This is a genomic window from Prevotella sp. CAG:592, assembly GCF_000436015.1.
Taxonomy (GTDB): Bacteria; Bacteroidota; Bacteroidia; order Bacteroidales; family Bacteroidaceae; genus Prevotella; species Prevotella pectinovora.
Genome location: NZ_FR892600.1, coordinates 3,934 through 22,008, shown reverse-complemented (window position 1 = coordinate 22,008; position 18,075 = coordinate 3,934). Strand labels below are relative to the sequence as shown.

The following is an 18,075-nucleotide window of genomic DNA, read 5'->3' as shown; positions in this document are numbered from 1 at the left end:
TAGATGGATAGGAAAGTCAACGTAAATTTTACGTAAAGGATATGCTATGCCTTATCCGCTCGGTCAGGATTCATTTCCTTCGTCCACTCCCAGTCCGAATAGGGCGAAGTCGCCTTTTAGCGGGTCGTCGGGGAATATCTTGAGCATGGTGTCTGTAAGCCGGCGGGCGGTGGTCATTGATGCCGTGCGGCTCTGCAGCAGATTCATGCGTTGTGCCTCCTGCACCACATGCGTGTCGAGCGGCATGATAAGACTGCGGCGGTCTATGATGTCAGCCCACAGGCCAAGGTCTACGGGTGAGTCCGTGCGCACCATCCATCGCAGGAACATACACATCCGTTTGCAGGCCGACGATGTGTTTTTAGGGACAATCTTGCTTGCTCCATAGACAGAGAAGAAGCGGCAGATGGCGTCAACCGCCTCTAACCCCGTGGATGCATTCCTCCTTACGTATTCCTTCATGCTTCCGTATTCAGTCAGCATCGTTTGATATGCCGATAGCAGACAGCACATGTCGTGACAGGTGTACAGCCGGTAATAGCAGTCGGTGGAGTCGGGAAGACAGGTTTTCCATCCGCCGTGGCGCACCCAATGGTCAACATCACCTCTTGCGTCATCGAGCAGAAACTGTATCTTCGGAAAGAACTGTTTCCTCGATCCATAGCTAAGGCATGAAGCGATGAAAGCCATAGCTTCCCTGTTTGCCTTGCCCTCCACTTTGTGCATGAACGAACTCGGGTCGGCAGGCAGGAAATCCTTTGTCTCGTATTTCTCCGCGAGATACATAATCCTTTTTCTTGTTTCCTCTTCAATGATGAAATCAGTCATTTGTCGTGATATTGTTTATGGTTGCAAAGGTAATTATTATAATTTGTCCATGATGTCGTTGGCCATAAAAATCATTATTTGTGGGTATTTTAATCGTTGTAATGTAAAAATATGTCTTTCAGGCTTGTTTTATTTTGAAATAAATTGTATTTTTGCAGAAATTAAAACGTTATCGATTATGAGGAAGATTTATTATATCATTTTTGCCTTAGGGTTTATGAGCATGCCGGTGGTAGCCCATGCCGATCCGGCTATTGAGATAATAGAGACAGACTATGACGGCCAGAAGGGCGGCATTTCGCTTCGCGTCATATCCGACGGTAACGGTCAGACGCGATTGCGTATTACCAATGCTAATGGTCAGACTCTGTCTATCTACGACGTGTCGGGAGCTCCTGTCAAGCGGATAAAGGTTGACGGAGTGGACAAGACTTATGAGCTGAATCTCCGCAAGGGATGCTACATTGTCAAAGTGGGCAATGTGGTGCGCAAAGTTTCTGTCAGCTGACACATGACATTCTTTTGATAAGATTTTAAGATTAAGTGTAAATGGATGTAAAGCGTTGGACATGTTCGGTAACCAACGCTTTTCCTGTATTCTGGGGCAGTATGTTTATTCTTGATAGAATGTATAAAATAAAAGTATTGACTTCTAACCCCAATCGGGCATTAGGCCGTTTTATGTAATATCTTAAACTGCTGTAATATCCATATTTCTGTTTTCAGAATTCAGCCAACGCTAACCTTCAATTATTGAATCTGCCACTATTCTAAAGTCAGTCTCTTTATGAAAGCCCAGCAGATTCTGTGCGTCTTGCCCTTCTTTGATAGAGAGCGTACGATGTACATGCCGTCAGGAATGTCTTTGACGGAAATCTCCTTGTTGTACGCTTTTGTAGTTAAAACCACCCCAGTGGCGGTTTCGAAAATCACGTACTGAGCATCGAGAGTAGACGGTTTTGAAGGCAATGCCAGTCGATTGCCGTCGTTTCTTATCAGCATGGCGTGCTGCAATCCCTCTTCGGCAGACAGGTCACAGTCGGATTGCAGAGCAGCGCTCTCCTTTCCGTATCTGTCCATTGCCGTCACGGCATAATGTCTGAACACGTTAGATTCCGGTACAGTCACTCCTGGATTCTTCACTCGCATTGCAATGATATTCCTTGAGTCAGTGATGTCGACCGGCGCTACGTCGCTGCCATATACATTATAATATATGTTGTCTCCGTCGGCAGGTTGTCTGTTCCATGAAATGTGGTCGACACCGTTTCCTTTGCTGATTCTCAGATCTGTAGGAGCCTCCGGTGCCTTATGTTCATACCATGTCATTTCAGGCACGAGGGCAGGGTAGGAATACATCTCGTTGGCAGTGAAGTCGAAAATCCCTTTAGTGTTGTCGGTGAAGAATTTGTTGCGGAACATTGCTGTTCCGATTCCCATCTGCCGGCAGACATTCATCTCCCTCGTTATGTCATCGATGGGCCAGTTGGCTTCGCGTGGCGACATGAAGTAGATTCCCAGTCCGGCGCTTACCGTCTTTCCGTGGCTTCGCTCCTTCCAGTCGGCAGCAAAGGGGAAGAAGTTGTCTCCTCTGAAATACATCATGGGGTATATCTGGTCCATCCATCCCTCTTTCATCCATTTTTCCACATCCTGACAACCTTTCTCCTCAGCGTTCCATCCCCGGCTCCTGTATCTGTTCAGGTCGTTTCGTTTGCCGATAGGCGAACAGCTCATCTTCAGCCATGGCTTCTCTGCTTTCACGGCATCGTGGATGCTTTTCACTATGTTTGAGATGTTAGCCCGAGCCTGCTGACGGGAGATGTTCAGCTTCAGGTTCTCCGGATATCTTATGTAGTCGAGGTGTATTCCGTCGATGTCGTAGTTTTTCGCTATCTCCCTGCATATGTTTGCGATATATGTCGCCGTGGCAGCCTTCTCTGGCCGCATGAACATCTCGTCGCCCACCTTCATCAGTAGTTCCGGGTGCTTCTTTTTCAGAGCTTTATATCCTGTTCCCGTTGGTCTGCCCACGGGTATGGTTACCACCCAAGCGTGAATCTCCATCCCCCTTTTATGGCATTCTTCTATGGCGAAAGCAAGAGGGTCGTAGCCAGGCGACATTCCTGGGTTCCCCGATACGCATCCGTCCCACGGCTCGTAGGCAGACGGATAAATCACGGTGCCTCTGATTCTTGTCTGCAGCAGAATAGTGTTTATGTTCGCCTTTTTCAGTTGGTCGAGCAATGCGGTGAGTTCCTGTTTTTGTTTCACTATCGTCCGTGGAGTATGAGCGTAAGTCTTGGGCCAGTCCAGTCCGCCGATTGTCGTCATCCATACCGCCCTTACCTCTCTTTTGGGTGGTATGCTGCTATAGCTGTCTGTATGAAAAATCTGCGCCATAGCCATAGTGCAGATGAATAATGTCAGTGGTATCGTAGTTAAAAGTCTTCTCATCGTTTTTTTTCTAATAATGATATTTTCTGCAAAGATAGTGCAAACCGAGAGAAGAACGAAATGAATTTCAGCATTTTCATTCCACTTTCCTTTGTTGCGAATTACGTTTCAATTTCAAGTCTATAAGTAGTATTGCCGACTCTTTTTCATCGTTTGCAGCCTCTTTGGGGCGCCATGCCACAACGAAGCGCACGGTGGCCCGTGTCACCAGATAACCTTTCATCTGCCATTGCAGCATTTTTTTCTGCATGTTCATTGAGAGTAAGCCGATGTCAGTTCCAGTAGAGGGCAGACTGAGATGATAATCGTGGTATGCGAGGGTGTCCCCACTTCTCAGTGACAATATAGTTTTCTTATGTTCTTTGAAAGCTCCCAAGTTTACGTCCTTGTGTGACAACTGCAATTCTATCTCGTCAGGCATGGGATAATGTATTGGGTCTGATATCCGTTTGTCGGCACGTATGTCATCGAAAATCTTTCCATTGGTGTGAATCGTCAGTGATAGTTTGGTTCTGCTCATTCCTACATATAGTCTGCGCATGATATCATCGGTATAATGTTCCGGTTCGACAACAAGCATTATGACGTTGTCAAACTCTCGTCCTTTAGCCTTGTGGATGGTGCTCACCACAATGTCGGCATCGGAGACATCACAGAAGTCTTCAACGGATGACTCAAATAGGAAATCTCTCAGATCGGTGTAGTATTTCGCTTTGTTCATCAGTTCAAACATCATGATGCATCTTTTCAGATAAGGCAGACTGTTGCTCGTGCTGTATTTTTGTAAGGTCTTCGATTTCGCTTCCTCCCAGATATCCTCTGTAATGATAGGAGCCCGTGTGGTTTTCTGCATCCGGTCGATACATTTCACAAAATATCTCACCTCGGCGATGTTCCAAAAACGCAATCCGTCCATCGATTGAATCAGTTTGGCATTCAGACCATTTTCGTGGAGCAGTGCTACGGTTATCACGGCCTCTTCGTTCGTTTGCGTCAGTATGCAGGTCTTTCCCTGTCTGTTGTTCTGCAGAATGTCGTTTACGATAGGCAGAAACATATATACAGCTTTCTTTTCGCCGCTTTCCTTGTCTTGGAAGAAAGGCGGATGTTTAATGATGCTCACCATTCCCTTCTCCTTTTTCATTGAGATGATGGGGGCAGTCTTTAGTCTGTAGCTGATGTTTGGTGCGAAGTCGTTCACGGCATCCACTACATGTTCTGAACTGCGGTAGTTTTCTGTCATCTCTATGAATCTGCTGCCTTGCATCCTTCCAAGTTCTTCCATATAATGCGAATTAGAACCGCGGAATTCGTATATGTTTTGGTCATCGTCGCCAACGGCGATGACTCTCATCTCCTCGTTGGCCCTCATCAATGCATCTACCAGGGCGAAGTCGTCGTCACTCATGTCCTGTGCTTCGTCGATTACGAGCACAGTCTTGCGTATCCTGTTAGGCTCAACTTCGCCAGACCTTATCATATCGGCAGCTTTCTTCACCACATCGGCAGCGTCATTAAGGTTCCCGATTCTGCCGAGCAGGTCGAAGCTGTACGAATGGAAAGTCTTTATTTCAACGAAGTGTGCAGCGTTGCCTATCAGCTGCATCAGTCTCTGTTTAAATTCCGTAGCTGCAGCTCTTGAGAAAGTGAGCATGAGCAATTGTTCGTGTTTTACATCTTCGAGTAGCAACAGGGATGCCAGCTTATGAACGAGCACGCGTGTCTTCCCGCTTCCAGGTCCTGCCGCCACCACTATGCACTTGGATTCTCTGTCTTTGATAATCTCTTTCTGCTTCAGCGACAGATTGCCGAACAGTTGTCTGTATTTCATTGGCGTGAGGTTGTGCTCCAGTTCCTCCTTCCGTTTGCCGTTGAAGTATTTCTCCACAAACAAGCGGTAGTCCATCTGGAAATAGTCCTGTACGTATTTCAGTGCGGCATCATAGTTTCTCACCATCAGGTTGGCATATTCGCCCACGATATGTATCTGTTGCATTTTTTGTTTGTAGAATTCATTGAGCGCCTGGTAGTCTTCTTTTTTGTAGCGCATGCGCATCTCCTTGAGTCTGTGGATGTCCATGGCATTGTAGAGGACAAGAAATCCTCCCTCAAGTTTCAAAGCCCCTGTCTTTGAAAGATACAGCAATGCTTCCTCAACGTCTTCCAGTTGGACTTTCCCGTTTCCTGTAAACAGATCAGAGACTGTGCTTCTGTTGTATTCGTCCAGCATTTCAATAACGGAGAACTGTACGCTCCCTTTTCCCGCTTTCTTTTCAGAAACGGTGTTTCCACCCTCTGTCGGTTTGGATTCCTTTTCCCTTTCGTTTTTCTCGGCAATGGCATAGAGGCGATCAATGATAAAGTGGCAGATTTTTATTCTTCTTTCAAATCTTTTTATCATGAAATCCAAGTCATGCAGACGTGTAATGATGATGTTCTTTTCTTTGTCTTGTTTCTTGAGGGTATAGCCCTTAACCACGAGGAAGTAAAGCAGTGTGCGTAAGACTTTCTCTGATGACGAGTCAATCCCTTCGTTTATGGCTTCTTCGTTTAGCTGCTTGTATGAACAGTGGAGCGGCTCTTCAGTTATGTGGCTGATGATGAATCTCTCGAGTCTGGCAAAATTGTCGAGTAAGTTTCTCGACTTCTTCTGTGTGTCGCCTATGTCATTCATATATGCAGACATGTCTCGCGTGTCGGCGAGTATTCCCTCCTGTCTCATCCTTATCACGGCAGATATTATCTCTTTCTTGCTCAGACCTAATATGTCTGCCAAATAGTCAATTCTCGATTCAGCTTCACTGTCTTGTGCTTTGGCGATGTTTTTCTGCGAGATTAGAGATTTTATGATTCTTGCCACATTATCCTTTTCCTTTTCAGTGAAGAGTGACGATTCCGTTATTCTTTTTCTTGCCTCGTCCATGTTTTTCACCGTAATACCAGTGGCATACACATGAGGAATGTTGTTGCCACGCTCTATATAGCCGCTTTGTTCCAGTGTGTTAAGGGCAGTGCGTACACGTGTCTCAATGTCGTTTATAGAGTCGTCCCATCCGGCTTGGCGTGCGATTTCTAGAGCTGAGCAGGATATATGTTGACGTTGTTTGGTGAAATCTTTCACGGCCTGCCATACTTGCTGTATTTCACTGATGCTCAGCTTTGTCTGGTTTAAAAGTATGAAATGCTTATCCAGGTCGTTGTCGCTATACAACACGAAGCAGCGGGCGTTAAGGTTCGGGTCTCTGCCGGCCCGTCCTGCCTCCTGTACATAGTTTTCCAATGAGTCAGAGATGTCATAGTGTACCACCAGCCCCACGTCGCTTTTGTCCACTCCCATGCCAAATGCCGATGTAGCGACAATCGTTCTCACTCTGTCGTTCATAAAGGCCTCTTGGTTTTGTATCTTTTCCTCCGAGTCCATCTTTCCGTTGTATGGCAGTGCCGGGATACCATCGCGTGTCAGCTTTTCAGCAAGTTGTCTGGTGCGTTTTGTCCGGGAGACATAAATTATCGTGGGACATTCAGACTCTCTCACAAGAGTTCTAAGTCTGTTGTATTTGTCATTTTCGGTGTCCACGTGGATTACTGAATAGCGAAGATTGGTTCTTGTTGCTGAGGTGGCAAACAGTTGTAGCTCAACACCGAGCCAGTGTTTGAAATAGTCGCATATATCCTGCACCACTTTCTGCTTTGCCGTTGCCGTGAAGCATGATATCGGGATTTGTAATTTGCCACCCTTGCGCTTTTGGTATTCTTTTATGAACTTGCCGATATATTGATAGTCCACTCTGAAATCCTGTCCCCATGCCGAGAAGCAGTGTGCTTCGTCGATCACAAATCTTGTGACGTGTCTCTCGCCGAGTATTCTTTCTATAGTCTTAGACCGCAGCATCTCCGGTGCGATATATAGCAGAGAGGCGTCTCCGTTTGTCACCCTCTCTATTGCCAGCGACCTGTTTATTGGGTCGAGCAGACCGTTTATTGTCACGGCGTCGGTTATTCCCCTGTTTGCGAGGTTGTCCACCTGGTCCTTCATAAGCGACTGTAGCGGGGATATTACCACGGTGAGTCCGTGGACAGCCTTTCCCGCCATCAGCGCCGGCAATTGGAAAGTAAGGGATTTTCCGCCTCCTGTAGGAAATATCGCCAGCAGTGACTTGCCGTCAACGGCTGCTCTGGTGGCATTTTCCTGTAGCGGTTCGTTATTGTAGCTTCTGAATTTGTCGTATCCGAAGTTTTCTTTCAGTGCAGCGCCCACGTCGAGAGACTCGTTGCAGTATCTGCACCCCTTCTCGCAGCGGCAATGTCGTAGTTTCCGTATCACGTATTCCACTTCTGGAAAATTGTGTAACACCCAGCCTGGTGTGATGGAGCGCCTGTCAGTAGTGTCTATCAGCGATAGGGCATAAGCCATTGCGCATGGTTGGGATATGGCCAAATTCCTTATCTCAGCATTGCTGCAAATCTTTCCGTCGTATTCTTCTCTTATAATGTCTGCCAGCTCTTCAGTGTCCGTATATAGCCCTTGTGCTCCCATCATCGTGAGAAATCCGACGAATTCTTCCCTGTCTCTCAGCAGCGAGGCGAAAATCTTCTGTCGTTTGGGTGAGAGCGAGTTCCAGCGGGCTTCCTCGTCATATAAAAGTTCGCGGGCTTTCATGCAGTCGTTTACAGGGTTGTTCAGTTCGTCGCAAAGCAACTTGTCGTCTTTCACGAGTCTGTGGTATGGTCGTTCGGGAAAGAGCAGAGGTGAGAAATATAGTGTGTCTACTAGTAGCCATCGTCTGCTGCCATCTGTAACGGTAGCAGCTAGACTACCGTTTGCGGATGAATATCCAAACAGGTATTTCGCATCGTGGTTTACGATGTTGTGGCCACAAACGAAATGTATGTCTTCTCGTTTGAGAAAATCCACCAGTTTTTTAGAGGACGCTTCGTGGAATATCGCTCCATTGTGGCTTATTGCCCCTATGTCGTGTATCTTATGGTCCTTCAGTCCTATTTCCGTATCTATGAATGCATACTTAGTCTTGTCCCATTGCCATGAGTCCCGTCTTCTCTTGTCGGTTGCTTTGTCGTTGGCATGATTATCCTCATTACCAGCAGTTCTTGATATCTTGAAAAAACGGTTGAATATGGACATGTCAGTACGAATTAAAATGTAACAAATGCAAATGTACTAAAAAATAGTGATGCTATATCTTTAAAATATGTTTTAGTTGGTGGCGTTTATTAATTTTTGTCTATCTTTGTTTTATATATGTGTATTGAATCGACTTTTCATTGTCGTGAATTCTGAATGGCTTATGGTTTTTTGCAACCTGTATTTCACATTGCTATATATGATTTCTGTTGCCTGCCCATATGTCGGATGATAATATAACGGAGAAAAAATGAATATTGAAAGCATAAGAACCTACTGTCTGTCGCTCCCGCTGGTGACAGAAGACATGCCGTTCGACGATACAACCGTCGTGTTCAGAGTGTTGGGAAAAATATTCCTGTTGCTCGACCTCGACCGTCCGGAATGGGTGTCGATGAAATGTGATGCAGACTTTGCCATAGAGCTGCGAGATGCCCACACAGAGATAGAAGGCGCCTTCCACATGAATAAGAAATACTGGAACCAGCTGAATCTTTACGGCTTTCTTGATGATGCACTGATAGAGCGGCTTATCCGTCATAGTTACAGTGAGGTGGTGAAGAAAATGACGCGTAAACAGAAGGCGGAAAATCCGGAAATAACGACAGTGGAATAATGTTCAGATTATATATAGCAACATAATCATAACACGATGATATTAAAAGAAATAGCATATTTTCATTCACCGTTTACTTCCAAGTTCGGGGTACCGAAACAGAGTGGACTTGTTGACGAGTTGGAGGGCACGATAGAATTTGCGTCGGAGTTCAGAAACAAAGACATGCTGAGGGGGATAGAAGACTTCGATTATTTGTGGATAATATGGCAGTTTTCTGCCAATCCACATGCTGCCACGAGTCCTCTGGTGAGACCACCGCTGTTGGGCGGAAACGAGAAGGTGGGAGTCTTCGCCAGCCGTTCTCCCTTCCGTCCTAATGCCATGGGATTGTCGTCGGTGCGCCTTTCCCGTGTGGACTATACTGCAGAGGGCGGTCCGCTGCTCTATGTCAGAGGTGCCGACCTGATGGACGGTACACCGATTTTCGACATCAAACCCTACGTCAGCCTTTCTGACTGTCATCCCGAAGCCCGTTGTGGCTTTGTTGACAGCCATGCCATCCGCAGGCTCAGTGTCACCGTGCCTTCTCATGTCAGGAGGCTGTTCACAGAAGAACAGTTGCTGGCGCTTGTGAAAGTGCTCGAACTCGACCCGCGTCCGCATTACCACAACGATCCGTCGAAGACATACGGAATGCCTTATGCAGGGCGGGATGTGAAATTCCGTGTAGAAGGCGATAGGCTCCTTGTTGTGGATGCTTGAACCCAAAACGGTCATTAGGCCGTTCAATGTAATATTTTAGAACTGCTTGCAGTCTTTTGTTTCTTATAAGGCGTCTTTTGTTTGTTTTTAATTCGCAATAGCTCGCTATTACTCATTAAAAGCCAAACAAAATCCATCATTCTAAAAAATCAAGATCCAAGCAAGCCCTAATGGCCGATTTGGGTTGAAAATGTAAATAATATAATCATTGGCTTACTTGTCAACTAGTAGAATGTCAACGGCATGCGAAACATGAGTTGTCTGCTGTAGTGAAAGTCATATGGATGGTGGCCGCTGTCGGGAAAGTGTCAATGCAGACGCTATTTTCTGTTCGTGGCGTTGCATACTTCATATATTATGATTATTTTTGCAGAAACATTTTTCAGAAAAACAAAAAACAGAAAAATATGATTGACGTAAAACAGACGCTGCAGGACAGCGAAGAGAAAATGGAGATGGCAGCCCTCTATCTGGAGGAAGAGTTGAACCGCATCCGTGCCGGACGTGCCAACGTTGCCATTCTCGACTGCGTGAGAGTGGAGTCATACGGCTCAAAAGTGCCTCTTAACCAGGTGGCAAGCGTTTCTGTGCCAGACGCAAGAACGATAGCCATCAAACCTTGGGACAAGAAACAGATCAGAGACATCGAGAAGGCAATCATGGATTCAGAGGTGGGCATCACGCCAGAGAACAACGGTGAAATTATCCGCCTTGCCATACCACAGCCTACAGAAGAGCGCCGCAAGGAACTTGCCAAACAGTGTAACAAGATCGGTGAGAAAGTGAAGGTACAGGTGCGCAATGTTCGCAGTGACATCAAGGACAAACTGAAGAAAGCCATCAAGGACGGACTTTCTGAGGACAATGAGAAGGACGCTGAGGCTGAATTGCAGAAAATCCACGACAAGTATATCAAGAAGGTGGATGACCTGCTTGCTGCCAAGAACAAGGAGATCATGACCGTATAACGAAACAGAGTATAGATGAGCGACACCGAAGGATTGGTTATCAAGAACACTGGCAGTTGGTACACTGTATTGACTGACGGCGGAAATACCATTGACTGCAAGATAAAGGGCAATTTCAGGCTGAAAGGCATCAGGAGTACCAATCCTGTTGCCGTTGGCGACCGTGTGGAGATCGTGCGCAACCATGAAGGCACAGCCTTCATAACAAACATCTGCGACAGACGCAACTATATCATCCGCAAATCGTCGAACCTCTCTAAACAGAGCCATATCATAGCAGCCAACGTGGATCAGGCTTTCCTCATCGTGACGGTGAAATATCCTGAGACTTCAACCACCTTCATCGACCGTTTCCTTGCCTCTGCCGAGGCTTATTCCGTGCCGGTGACACTTGTGTTCAACAAGGTGGACCTGTTGCAAGACGACGAGCGCCGCTATCTCGACATGATGGTTACGCTGTATGAAACGGTGGGTTATGACTGTTTGAAAGTGTCGGCAGAAACGAAAGAGGGCATGGACCGCCTGTTGCCGCTGCTGAAAGACAAGATAACGCTCTTCAGCGGTAACAGTGGAGTGGGGAAGAGCACCATGCTCAACTTCATTGTGCCTGGTGCGGAACTGAGGACGGCGGAGATTTCCGACGCCCACAACACGGGAATGCACACTACTACGTTCAGCGAGATGCTTCCGCTGACGGATGGCGGCTGGGTGATTGACACACCGGGCATCAAGGGATTTGGCACTTTCAATATGGAGCCTGAGGAGATTTGTGGATATTTCAAGGAGATATTCAAGTTTTCAAAGGGCTGCCGCTTCAACAACTGCACTCATACCCACGAGCCGGGCTGTGCAGTTCGCAAGGCTGTAGAAGAGCATTATATCGCCGAGAGCCGCTATGTTTCTTATCTAAGTATGCTTGAAGACAAGGAGGAGGGAAAATACCGTGCAGCATACTGATGTGTTAGCAGTCTTGATGGGCATAGAATAATTTCGGAATGTCGTTTTCTGAAATCCGAACAGAGTGTGTCAGATGGGAAGGGAAGTTCCTCTTGACACACTCTGTTTGTATATTAAACTCGTTGGTTTGTCTGCTAGTTAAAGCATCTTTTCCAATTTCTCTTTCCATTCAGCATAGGCTTCGAGATATTCCGAGCGGTGGTTTTCGTCGGGATTTATCACAGCAAGTTTTTCCAGCGAAGTAAAAGCCTCATTGTTGTCCTTATAGTATCCGCAACCCATACCTGCGCCCTTTGCTGCTCCCACGCTGCCGTCGGTCTCGTATAGCTCTATCTGTGCTCCGCTCACTCCGGCCAGCGTATTGCGAAAGACGTGGCTGAGGAACATGTTTGCCCTGCCGGCATGAATTTTCCTGATGTCCATGCCCATCTTTTTCATTATTTCCATTCCATAGCAGAAACTGAAAACTATGCCCTCCTGTGCCGCTCGGATGATGTGGGCTTTGGTGTGCTTGTTGAAGTTCAGACCATTGACGGAACATCCTGTCTCTCTGTTTTCGAGCACTCTTTCCGCTCCGTTGCCAAAGGGGATTATCGATACGCCTTCAGACCCTATTGCTACGTTGGCAGCCATATCGTTCATCTCAGTGTATGAAATTCCTTCCGGTGCGATGTTGCGCCTTATCCAAGCGTTGAGAATTCCAGTTCCGTTGATACAGAGCAACACGCCGAGACGGTCCGTCTCTGCTGTGTAGTTCACGTGTGCGAAGGTGTTTACCCGGCTTTTCTTGTCGTATGCCACTTTTCCCAACACGCCATATACCACTCCTGATGTGCCTGCCGTTGAGGCTATTTCTCCAGGATTGAACACGTTGAGGCTCAGTGCGTTGTTTGGCTGGTCACCAGCTCTGTAGCTTATTGGCGTGCCTTCTTGCAGTCCTGTTTCGGCTGCTGCTTCTGCCGACACTTCGCATTGTACGCTGAATGTAGGCACTATGTCAGCCACCAGTTTGCGGTCTATTCCGTAGTAGTCGAGCACGAAGTCTGCGGTCTTCCTTTCTTTGAAGTCCCATAGTATTCCTTCGCTCAGTCCGCTTGTCGTGGTGTTTATCGTTCCGCTCAGTTTCATGGCTATGAAGTCGCCAGGCAGCATGAATTTGTATATTTTGGAGAATAGTTCCGGTTCGTTCTCCTTCACCCATGCCAGTTTTGCTGCGGTGAAATTGCCTGGAGAGTTGAGCAGATGCCCCAGACATCTGTCGGCTCCGAGGTCGTTGAAAGCCCTCTCGCCGTATGGCACAGCCCTTGAGTCACACCATATTATGGCCGGTCGAAGCGCCTTCATGTCTTTGTCTACACACACCAGTCCGTGCATCTGATACGAGATGCCGATAGCCTTTATGTCTTCGGCGCTGGCATTTGCCATCTCCTTTACTTTCTTGATGCATAGTTTGCAGTTTTCCCACCACATGTCGGTGTCTTGTTCTGCCCATCCGCTCTTCACTGCGATGATTGGTGCTTCATGTTCCGGATAAAAAGTCGTGGCGGCGCATTTTCCTGTTTCAGCGTCTACTAGCGATGCTTTTACTGATGAGCTGCCAAGATCTATGCCTAGGAAATATTGTCTTCTCATAGTTGTATTATAGTTTTTTATAGTTTGATTTGTTTGAAATTTAGATTTCTGACTCAAAATAGTGATAGTGAGAGGTCTTCGCATACATGGTCGTCTTTCCCGTTCTCTGCCTCTTGTTCTTCGTTGTATCCTTCTTTGAATTGCAGCAGCAGCTGGGTGTCGTGGCTTGATTTTTCGGTGAGTTTGTAGTAGCCCCATCGTTCAGCCTTTTCTATGAATGGCTTTGCGGATTTGTTGTTTTTGGCTATGCAGTATTGCACAGCCTTATAAACCTCGTCGTATGGAGTAGTTTCAAATAGTCCGTTGTGTTTGTTGAAGATATGGCGTGCGATTTTCTTTGCAGACAATCCTTCTTTGCCTGCTTCGAATAGAAGTTCTTTTATTTCCTGTTCGTAGCTCATATCATCGTAAAAAAAGGACTGGAGATATGTTACAATATCGCCAGCCCTTCTGTTCGTCTTATTTTTGCCCTTGACGGTTTTCTCCTTTCGGAGCAGTTTCTTATGCCAAGAGAAATTTGTTGTCCTCTCCTTTGATCTTGCCTTCTTTGAGCAGCCATCCCATTCCGAGCAGAGTTTCTTCTGTCGTGATATTTGCTGCCTTTGCGATTTCTTCCACACTCAGTGCGTTCTCAGCGTCTTTCAGCGTCTGATAAACGTCACCAGCCTTGAAACCTACGCTCATTGCATCGATCATGAATGTTGAAGCAACCTTCTTGGTGGCTGTTCTTCTTGTTGTTTTCTTAGCTGTTGGCTTTGCAGCAACCTTCTTCTCTGTAACTTTTCTTTCTGTCATAATGATAAAATTTAAATCCGTGACAAGTCTTTGTGACTCATTACTTTATAAATAGCTGATGCAAATATAATGTTTTTTTATTACATTATTTTGCTTTTGTTTCATTATTTGGTGATAAAGTTACATTATGTAGGCTCTATTCGGCGTTTTCTTGATTTACATCAACAGAAATCTGCAATTCCTTCAACTGTTTGTCATCCAGCTCCGACGGTGCTTCGAGCATTACGTCTCGTCCGCTGTTGTTCTTCGGGAATGCTATGCAGTCGCGTATAGAGTCGAGTCCAGCCATGATTGACACGAATCGGTCGAGTCCGAAAGCGAGTCCTGCGTGAGGTGGTGCTCCGTATTTGAATGCGTTGATGAGGAATCCGAACTGTGCCATTGCCCTTTCGGGTGTGAAGCCCAAGATTTTGAACATTTTCTCCTGTAGCTGTCCGTCGTGGATACGGAGGCTTCCTCCTCCCACTTCGATTCCGTTGCACACGAAGTCGTATGCTTTTGCCCTCACTCTCTCCGGATGCTCGTCGAGCAGTGGTATGTCGTCAGGGTTTGGCATTGTGAACGGATGGTGCGTAGCCATGAGTCTCTGCTCCTCGTCGCTCCATTCGAAGAGTGGGAAGTCGACAATCCAGAGGCATTCGAACTTGTTTTTGTCTTTCAGTCCGAGTCTGTCTGCCATTTCGAGTCGTAGGCTGCACAGCTGTGTTCTCGTCTTGTTTGCCTTGTCACCGCTGAGGATGAGTATGAGGTCGCCTGGCTTTGCTTCTGCTTTCTCCACCACTTTGGCGAACACTTCTGGTGTATAGAACTTGTCGATGCTGCTCTTTGTCGTTCCGTCTTCGTTCACCTTTATCCATACCAGTCCCTTTGCTCCCACTTGTGGTTTCTTCACGAAGTCGGCGAGCTGGTCGAGCTGTTTGCGTGTGTAGCTTGCACATCCTGGCGCGCATATTCCTCCGATGTATTCAGCGTCGTTGAACACGGCGAACTCTCCTGTGCCTTTCAGCTCGTCCATCAGTTCCACGAATTCCATTCCGAATCTGAGGTCAGGCTTGTCGCTTCCGAAGCGTCTCATTGCTTCGTGCCATGTCATCTGCTGCAGCTTTGCCGGCAGTTCCACTCCGCGCACTTCTTTAAAGATGTGGCGTGCCATATCCTCGAAGAGGTCGATTACATCGTCTTGGTCTACGAACGACATCTCGCAGTCTATCTGTGTGAATTCGGGCTGTCTGTCGGCTCTGAGGTCTTCGTCGCGGAAGCATTTCGCTATCTGGAAGTATCTGTCGAATCCGCTCACCATGAGCAGCTGCTTCAGTGTCTGCGGGCTCTGTGGCAGGGCGTAGAACTGTCCTGGGTTCATTCTCGAGGGCACGACGAAGTCGCGTGCTCCCTCAGGTGTGCTTCCGATGAGTATAGGGGTCTCCACTTCGATGAAGTCCTTGCTGTCGAGGAAGTTTCTTATGAGTATGGTCATGCGGTGGCGCAGTTCGAGGTTGTGGCGCACGCATGGTCTTCTGAGGTCGAGATAGCGGTATTTCATTCTGATGTCGTCTCCACCGTCGGTATTGTCCTCGATTGTGAACGGCGGTGTTGCGCTCTGGCTTAGGATGTTGAGCTTGTCGGCTATGATTTCGATGTCGCCTGTAGGTATCTTGTTGTTTTTGCTCTGTCTCTCGTTCACTGTTCCTTCCACCTGGATGCAGTACTCGCGTCCGAGTTTGTTGGCGAGGGCGCAAAGCTCGGCGTCAGCTTCTTCGTTGAAGACCAGCTGTGTGATGCCGTATCTGTCGCGCAGGTCTACGAATGTCATTCCTCCCATCTTGCGGCTTCGCTGCACCCATCCGGCGAGCGTCACCTTTTTTCCTGCATCGGAGAGTCTCAGCTCTCCGCACGTGTTTGTTCTGTACATAAGAATGTGTGTGATATAAAGTATGTTTTGTTTTCTTTTCTTGCGTTTTGCAAAGATAGCAATCTTTTTTGGAATCTCCTAATTCTTTTCGGAATTTATCCGGAACGTGAGTTCTTCTTTGTCAGGGTCCTTTCCGATGTCGATTGTTGTGCCTGGTTTCAGCTCGTCGTTGAGTATCATCTGGCATATCCCGTCTTCGATATATGTCTGTATTGCTCTCTTGAGCGGTCTTGCTCCGAACTGCACGTCGTAGCCTTTTTCTGCCACGAGTTCTTTCGCCTTGTCGGTGATGGATATTTCGTAGCCCATAGCTGTGAGTCTACGGGTGAGCGACCTGAGTTCTATGTCGATGATTTTCTTTATCGCTTCCAGATCGAGCTGGTCGAAGGTTATTATCTCGTCGAGCCTGTTGAGGAATTCGGGACTGAACTGCTTGCTGAGGCTCTTCTGTATGATGCTGCGTGCGTATTCTTTGTCTTTCTCCTGCATGTCGGCAGATAGTCGTCCTGCATTGAATCCCACTCCGTGTCCGAACTCTTTGAGCTGTCGTGTTCCGGCATTGCTGGTCATTATTATAATGGTGTTTCTGAAGTCAACAAGCCTTCCGTTGCCGTCGGTAAGCCTTCCTTCATCCAGAACCTGCAGCAGCATGTTGAACACGTTGCCGTGTGCTTTCTCGATTTCGTCGAGCAGCACGATGGAGTAGGGGCGTCGGCGCACTCTCTCCGTGAGTTGTCCTCCTTCGTCGTAGCCCACGTATCCTGGAGGTGCTCCCACGAGGCGTGATGTGTTGAAGCTCTCGCTGTATTCGCTCATGTCGATGCGTATCAGCGCGTCGGCAGAGCCGAAGATGTTTTCTGCAAGTTTCTTTGCCAGATATGTCTTTCCCACTCCGGTTGGTCCGAGGAACATGAAAGCTCCGATGGGGTGGTTGGGGTCTCTCAGTCCAATCCTGTTGCGCTGGATGGCTTTCACCACCTTTTCTATCGCCCTGTCTTGTGCCACCACGTCGCCTTTGAGCGTTTCGCCCATATTGCGCAGGCGTGCGCTCTCAGTCTCGGTGATTCTCTCGGCTGGTATTCCTGCCATCACCGACACCACTCTCGCCACGTCGTCTTCTGTCACGTCGACTACGTTGTTGAAGTTTCCTTCTTTGTATTTCTGTTCCAGTTCCTTCATTTTCTGCTGCAGCTCCGTCTGCTTGTCGCGGAAGCTTGCCGCCAGTTCGAAGTTCTGGTTTCTCACGGCATTTTGTTTCTTTCTCGCCACCTCGGCTATTTCCTTTTCCGTTTCTGTGATTTCCGGCGGCACTTGTGCGTTCTGCAGGTGTGCCTTGGCTCCTGCCTCGTCGAGAGCGTCGATCGCCTTGTCGGGGAACTGTCTTTCGGTGACGTATCTGTCAGTGTATGCCACGCATGCCTTTATTGCCTCGTCGGAGTATCTCACGGCGTGGTAGTGTTCGTATCTTTCCTTTATGTTTGTGAGGATGTCGATGGTTTCCTCAGGTGTGGTCTGTTCCACTATCACCTTCTGGAATCTCCTCTCCAGCGCTCCGTCTTTTTCTATCGACTTGCGGTATTCGTCGAGTGTGGTGGCTCCGATGCACTGTATGGTGCCTCTTGCCAATGCCGGTTTGAGCATGTTTGCAGCGTCCATGGTGCCTGGTGCCGACCCTGCTCCCACGAGTGTGTGGATTTCGTCGATGAACACAATTATGTTGGGGTGGTTTTCTATTTCCTTTACCAGTGCCTTCACTCTTTCTTCAAACTGTCCGCGGTATTTTGTTCCTGCCACGAGTGCTCCCAGGTCGAGTGTCATTACTCTTTTGTTGAACAGCACCGGCGAAGTGTGTTTCTTGGCGATGAGCGTGGCGAGTCCTTCCACTATGGCGCTTTTTCCCACTCCTGGTTCGCCGATGAGTATCGGGTTGTTTTTCTTTCTGCGGCAAAGTATTTCGCACACTCTGTTTATCTCGTTCTCTCTGCCCACAATGGGGTCGAGTTTTCCTTCTTCGGCAGCCAGTGTGAGGTCGGTGCCGAAGTTGTCGAGTATTGGCGTGTCACCG

Annotated in this window: 13 protein-coding genes; 5 read left to right on the top strand and 8 right to left on the bottom strand. The window is 47.6% G+C overall.

Translation table 11 applies throughout. The annotated features are described in order from the left end of the window. Positions 1-63: 63 nt before the first annotated feature. The gene (locus QVO99_RS07975) at positions 64-828 is read right to left on the bottom strand and encodes a TIGR02757 family protein (RefSeq protein ID WP_022317087.1); all 765 of its coding nucleotides are present in this window, start codon (positions 826-828) and stop codon (positions 64-66) included. A 178-nt stretch (positions 829-1,006) separates the two neighbouring features. Between QVO99_RS07975 and QVO99_RS07970 the strand changes: the two genes are divergently transcribed. After that, on the top strand, positions 1,007-1,336 hold the full coding sequence (locus QVO99_RS07970; protein WP_022317086.1) for a T9SS type A sorting domain-containing protein: 330 nt from the start codon (positions 1,007-1,009) through the stop codon (positions 1,334-1,336). A 257-nt stretch (positions 1,337-1,593) separates the two neighbouring features. On the opposite strand, the gene QVO99_RS07965 is transcribed toward QVO99_RS07970, so the two are convergent. Continuing rightward, complete coding sequence (locus QVO99_RS07965; protein WP_022317084.1) at positions 1,594-3,285, bottom strand: glycoside hydrolase family 10 protein; 1,692 nt, start codon at positions 3,283-3,285, stop codon at positions 1,594-1,596. A gap of 76 nt (positions 3,286-3,361) precedes the next feature. Then, a complete protein-coding gene (locus QVO99_RS07960) occupies positions 3,362-8,428 on the bottom strand; it encodes a RecQ family ATP-dependent DNA helicase (RefSeq protein WP_022317083.1) in 5,067 nt (1,688 codons plus the stop codon). Between the two features lie 250 nt (positions 8,429-8,678). On the opposite strand from QVO99_RS07960, the gene QVO99_RS07955 reads away from it, so the two are divergent. From QVO99_RS07955 to rsgA, 4 genes are all read left to right on the top strand, one after another. Continuing rightward, positions 8,679-9,044: an MmcQ/YjbR family DNA-binding protein gene (locus QVO99_RS07955; RefSeq protein WP_022317082.1), complete on the top strand. Its 366-nt coding sequence runs from the start codon at positions 8,679-8,681 to the stop codon at positions 9,042-9,044. Between the two features lie 36 nt (positions 9,045-9,080). Then, a complete protein-coding gene (gene tsaA, locus QVO99_RS07950; RefSeq protein WP_022317081.1) occupies positions 9,081-9,749 on the top strand; it encodes a tRNA (N6-threonylcarbamoyladenosine(37)-N6)-methyltransferase TrmO in 669 nt (222 codons plus the stop codon). Positions 9,750-10,156: 407 nt separating this feature from the next. Beyond that, positions 10,157-10,717, top strand: coding sequence for a ribosome recycling factor (frr, locus tag QVO99_RS07945; protein ID WP_022317080.1), 561 nt, complete (start codon positions 10,157-10,159; stop codon positions 10,715-10,717). Between the two features lie 15 nt (positions 10,718-10,732). Then, the gene (rsgA, locus tag QVO99_RS07940) at positions 10,733-11,674 is read left to right on the top strand and encodes a ribosome small subunit-dependent GTPase A (RefSeq protein ID WP_022317079.1); all 942 of its coding nucleotides are present in this window, start codon (positions 10,733-10,735) and stop codon (positions 11,672-11,674) included. 138 nt (positions 11,675-11,812) lie between these two features. Here rsgA and QVO99_RS07935 read toward each other — a convergent pair whose 3' ends face one another. From QVO99_RS07935 to QVO99_RS07915, 5 genes are all read right to left on the bottom strand, one after another. Beyond that, complete coding sequence (locus tag QVO99_RS07935; RefSeq protein ID WP_022317078.1) at positions 11,813-13,306, bottom strand: xylulokinase; 1,494 nt, start codon at positions 13,304-13,306, stop codon at positions 11,813-11,815. Between the two features lie 53 nt (positions 13,307-13,359). Then, a complete protein-coding gene (locus QVO99_RS07930; RefSeq protein WP_022317077.1) occupies positions 13,360-13,707 on the bottom strand; it encodes a hypothetical protein in 348 nt (115 codons plus the stop codon). 100 nt (positions 13,708-13,807) lie between these two features. Further along, positions 13,808-14,101, bottom strand: coding sequence for a winged helix-turn-helix domain-containing protein (locus tag QVO99_RS07925; protein ID WP_022317076.1), 294 nt, complete (start codon positions 14,099-14,101; stop codon positions 13,808-13,810). Positions 14,102-14,237: 136 nt separating this feature from the next. Further along, positions 14,238-16,010 carry an aspartate--tRNA ligase gene (gene aspS, locus QVO99_RS07920; protein WP_022317075.1) on the bottom strand — a complete coding sequence of 591 codons (1,773 nt, stop codon included), beginning with the start codon at positions 16,008-16,010 and terminating at the stop codon, positions 14,238-14,240. Positions 16,011-16,088: 78 nt separating this feature from the next. Continuing rightward, a partial coding sequence (locus tag QVO99_RS07915; RefSeq protein ID WP_288177061.1) for an ATP-dependent Clp protease ATP-binding subunit occupies positions 16,089-18,075 on the bottom strand: 1,987 nt, incomplete at its 5' end.

Coding starts and splice junctions, on each gene's coding strand:
- QVO99_RS07970 (WP_022317086.1), top strand. CDS start 1,007: ATGAGGAAGATTTATTATATCATTTTTGCCTTAGGGTTTATGAGCATG.
- frr (WP_022317080.1), top strand. CDS start 10,157: ATGATTGACGTAAAACAGACGCTGCAGGACAGCGAAGAGAAAATGGAG.
- aspS (WP_022317075.1), bottom strand. CDS start 16,010: ATGTACAGAACAAACACGTGCGGAGAGCTGAGACTCTCCGATGCAGGA.
- rsgA (WP_022317079.1), top strand. CDS start 10,733: ATGAGCGACACCGAAGGATTGGTTATCAAGAACACTGGCAGTTGGTAC.
- QVO99_RS07960 (WP_022317083.1), bottom strand. CDS start 8,428: ATGTCCATATTCAACCGTTTTTTCAAGATATCAAGAACTGCTGGTAAT.
- QVO99_RS07975 (WP_022317087.1), bottom strand. CDS start 828: ATGACTGATTTCATCATTGAAGAGGAAACAAGAAAAAGGATTATGTAT.
- QVO99_RS07930 (WP_022317077.1), bottom strand. CDS start 13,707: ATGAGCTACGAACAGGAAATAAAAGAACTTCTATTCGAAGCAGGCAAA.
- QVO99_RS07935 (WP_022317078.1), bottom strand. CDS start 13,306: ATGAGAAGACAATATTTCCTAGGCATAGATCTTGGCAGCTCATCAGTA.
- QVO99_RS07925 (WP_022317076.1), bottom strand. CDS start 14,101: ATGACAGAAAGAAAAGTTACAGAGAAGAAGGTTGCTGCAAAGCCAACA.
- QVO99_RS07955 (WP_022317082.1), top strand. CDS start 8,679: ATGAATATTGAAAGCATAAGAACCTACTGTCTGTCGCTCCCGCTGGTG.
- QVO99_RS07965 (WP_022317084.1), bottom strand. CDS start 3,285: ATGAGAAGACTTTTAACTACGATACCACTGACATTATTCATCTGCACT.
- tsaA (WP_022317081.1), top strand. CDS start 9,081: ATGATATTAAAAGAAATAGCATATTTTCATTCACCGTTTACTTCCAAG.